The sequence below is a fragment of the Streptococcus caledonicus genome (genome assembly GCF_042656225.1).
Lineage (GTDB): Bacteria > Bacillota > Bacilli > Lactobacillales > Streptococcaceae > Streptococcus > Streptococcus caledonicus.
In genome coordinates this window covers 1-4275 of sequence record NZ_JBHSOJ010000013.1, presented here as the reverse complement: position 1 = coordinate 4275, position 4275 = coordinate 1, and the positions used below count along the sequence as shown (strand labels likewise).

At 42.3% G+C, this 4275-nt stretch carries 2 protein-coding genes; both read right to left on the bottom strand.

The window, feature by feature from the left end; translation table 11 throughout:
* The coding region (locus ACFPQ3_RS01550) for a G5 domain-containing protein (protein ID WP_380433495.1) at positions 1-1616 on the bottom strand (1616 nt) is incomplete at its 3' end.
* 83 nt (positions 1617-1699) lie between these two features.
* Positions 1700-4275: isopeptide-forming domain-containing fimbrial protein (locus tag ACFPQ3_RS01545; RefSeq protein ID WP_380433494.1), on the bottom strand; the 2576-nt coding region annotated here is incomplete at its 5' end.

Genomic DNA, 4275 nt, shown 5'->3' with positions numbered 1-4275 from the left:
GAAGATGAGGTTACTTCACCTGTTTGAGGGTTCAAGCTATAGGTTGTTGTCACAACTTTCTTACCTGCTACTGCTGGAGTTTTTAGGACTTCTGTGCCTTCTGCCAAGCTAGCGTCATCTTCGTAAACCTTATCTGATGGGGCTGCAACTACACTTTCTACAACTGTTGGCTTAGTACCTACAGTGATAACGGTTGGTACCATCGCAGTGGTGATTTTACCTCCATCTGATTGACCATCTGTAATCGTAATTGTACGAACACCTCCTGTACCTGGTTGGGTTTGACGTTCACCGTACGCAAGGGTCTCATCCGCGACATAGGTTGTTGCCACTGGAATTTCTTCTGTCTTGACTTCAACTGTTGGTTCTACTTTCTTCGTACCACGACGGTAAACAGCCGCTTGACCTGGTTGAACTTGTTCGCTTGAAGATGAGGTTACTTCACCTGTTTGAGGGTTCAAACTGTAGGTTGTTGTCACAACTTTCTTACCTGCTACTGCTGGAGTTTTTAGGACTTCTGTTCCTTCTGCCAAGCTAGCGTCATCTTCGTAAACCTTATCTGATGGAGCTACAACTGCACTTTCTACAACAGTTGGCTTGGTACCTACAGTAATAACGGTTGGCACCATTTCTTTGGTGATTTTACCACCATCTGATTGACCATTTGTAATCGTAATCGTACGAACACCTGCTATACCTGGTTTGGTTTGACGTTCTCCATAAGCAAGAGTCTCATCCGCAACATAGGTTGTTGCCACTGGAATTTCTTCTGTCTTGACTTCAACTGTTGGTTGTGGTTGTGTGTCTGCTTTCTTCGTACCACGACGATAAACGGCTGCTTCTGCTGGAGTGGCATTTTGGGTTACCTTAGGTGTAACTTCACCTGTCGCGGTATCAAGTTGGTAAGTTGTAGTAGTTGTTTCAATACCTGGCTTACCAGCTTGTTTTAAAACTTTTTGTCCTTCTTCAAGAGTTGAATCATCTTCATAAATTTCACCAGCAGGAATTTCCTTTTGTGTTACTGATGGTTTTGTTCCAACAACGATAACCTTGGGATCCATATCTTTTGTGATGCGACCTTCGTCACGCTTACCATTGATAATAGTATATGTGCGCTGACCTGGAGTCCCTTCCTTTTCAGTTTCCCGAACACCATAGTCACGAGTCTCATCTGCTCTATAAACTATTGTAACAGGAATCTCTTCTGTCTCTGTTGTCGGTTGCTCTTCTGACGGATTTGGATCTGTATTGCCAGCTGCTTTAGCTTTTAGTGCTTCATAGCGCTTATTTAATTCAGCCAATCGAGCTTTTGCGCCTGGAGTTTTAGATGCATTTATTGCAGTCTGTTGAGCCGCTACAGCCTCCTCTAAACTCATTTCAATTAGTTCTTCTTCACCTTCAGAAAGATCTAATTCCAACTGTTTCAAAGCCTGATCAAATTTAATCAAAGCCGATTGTTCAGCTGCATCTGGTAACTCTTCATCAGGAGCTGGTTCTTCATCCGCTGCATAAACCGTTTGCAAGAGGTGTGAATTTAAACTATACGCAGGAGAAAATAATCCCGCTGTATTAATAGCTAATATGACCGCCGCCAATGTTTTCACTTGTTTTTTCATGCTATTTTCTTTCTTTTTCAATAAGAAGATAATACAGGTATAGAAGAGCTTTGGCTCTTCTATACTAGTTTATCTAATGTGTTTTAAGCATCTTGCTTTTTCTTCTTAGCTGTGTAGAAAACTAAAGATACTAATCCTACTATCAGACCAACGATCTCCCAAACAGCCGTAATTGTTGCACCTGTTTTCGGTAAGATTTTCTGATTAACAGGCGGGGTTGGTGGAGTCGGAACTGGCGGTTCAGGGGTTGGAACTGGTGGCACCGGTGCTGGTGGCTCTGGTGCTGGTGGAGTTGGTCTTGGTGGAATAACCTTGACCGTATTTGTCTTCTTGGTGAAGTTTCCATTTGGATTATGGTTATACTGAACAGTCGCCGTATTGCTAATACCATCAGTATAGTGTTCTTCAATCAAGCTAACACCATCTTTAATAGCAGTATAGATAATAACTGTTACTGTTCGACCTTTCAAAGCTTCCATCGTCAATTCATCATCGAATTCGACCGTAACTTGTTGACCATCAACTTTTACCTTGCCACCTAATGCAGCAAGAGCATCAGCTGTCAACTCCCCTTTCTCATTGACTTTAGTCAATTGAGCTAGACGTTCGTTTACTTTCTCCTGTTTGGCTTTGGCTTCTGCTAATTTTTGTTCAATTTTAGCAATTACTTGCTCTTGATTTGCGAGATCAACCTGAACTTCTGGTATTGCTTTCGCACTATCAACAGTTGCCTGAGCTTTAGCTAACTCTTCTTTCGCGACAGTCAAGGTTGCCTCGAGATCTGCAACAACTTGTTCTTGCGTTTGAATTGTAGCGCTAGTATCTACCGGTTTAGGAGTAGTTTCTTCTGCAGGAGCAGAACTCTCAGTTGAATTTGAAGTAGTATCTTTCAACTTCAATTCTTCTAACGTTGCCTTAGCTTGAATCAGCTTAGACTCTAATTGTGCGACTTTTTCTTGTGCACTTTCAAGCTCTGCCTTTATTGCTGTCTGATCCAGAGAAGCTCGCAGTTCCTCAAGTTTAGCTTTAGCTTGTTCAAGTGCTACTTGAGATTTCTCTACATCTTCATCAACAAAGTTTGCCGTTGGAGCAGGAACTTCAGTTACTTTAACAGCTATACCTTCATGCTTCACAACGAAGAGTGGATCTAACAAGTCCGTTAATGTAAAGCTCGTTAATTGAATACGTTTATCCTCAGCTTCATCAGAAGGTACGACTGATTTAATATCGAAGCGGAAAGCTTCTGTCCGATCCAATAAACGCAGGAGAGCGGCCTGCTCTAGCCCTTCAACTCGGCTAACAGTCTTCACTGGTTCGCCTGGTGTTGGCTCTTCCGGTTTTGGAGGCTCAACTGGAGTTGGTGGAGTAACAGTTACTGGTTTAGTTGGTTTATGACCATCTTTGCCATTACTGTCTCTAAAGGCTACCTGAGCTGTATTCGGAACCTTAGCTACGCCCTCTACAAGGTAAGAACTCAAATCAGCATTTGCTTTGATATACGCAGGAATATAGAGTTGAATTTGCTTAGCGCCAGCTAATTTCGTAAAATCAACCACTGTTGCTGTAACCAAATTGCCTTCTACTGTTACTTTAACGGCATCTGTTTCAGAGCCATCCACGTAAGCAACAACTTGACCGTTGATAGCCAAAACATCTTCCAATTTATCAGTGACGACAAATGATTCATAGCTTGCTATATCAATTGGGAGATTAGCTGTTACATTGTACATGTACGAAGTATTAGTTGCAATCTCTAAGTGTTCAAGTGTCTGATTGATTTTCTTATCAATGCTTGGTTCCTCTGGAGTTGGTGGAACAACTGGAACTGTATTAGATTGTTTTTTCGTTGATGGATTATTGTTAATCGTGTAAGTTGCTGTATTTGGTACGCTTGTCACACCTTCGACAATATAAGGAGTCAAGTCAGCGCCTGATTTAACGCTTGCTTTGAAGACAACTTGGACTGCCTTACCTGCTTTTGAACGAACTTGATCTTTCGTTAGCATAACAGTCAAGGTCTGATCGTTAATTACGATTTGATTTTCCGTTAAAGCTTTGCCATCAAGCGTCGCAGAAACTGTTCCTTCAAATTGAAGTACAGATTCCAATGTATCAGACACTTCAAACGCAGAGGCTCCTGTCGGTACAGTTGTGTCAATCGTATAGGTAAATACTTCTTGACGAGAAGATAGCTCTGCTCTCTCAGCTCCATTAACTTTCTTAGTCAACGGCGGAGTATTTGGAGTTGGTGGCGTTACTGTTACTGGTGGGGTTGGTGGCGTATCCTTAGGTGGGGTTTCTCCTTTTGGTTCTTCCTCACCGTTAACGATTGGCTTGTGGCTGAACGTAATCTTCGTGGTGTTCGGAATGTTTTGACGAGTCACTCCTTCACGGATTTGAGACACAATCACCAATTCAACCTCTTGACCTGCAATAGCTTTCGCTGCCGCAAAGTCTTTAACGCTTGCAGTAACAACTTGGTCTTTCACTGTAACAGTGAAGTAATCCGCTGCCGCACCTTTAATCGTTGCGCTCTTAGCTTCCAACTCTTTCTCAAGTGTATCTGAAATCACATATGATTTGTAGCTTGAGATGTTGCCTGGAACAACTGTCTTGATGTTGTAAGTGTAGTCAGTTGTTGGCGCCACGTCTAAGTGTG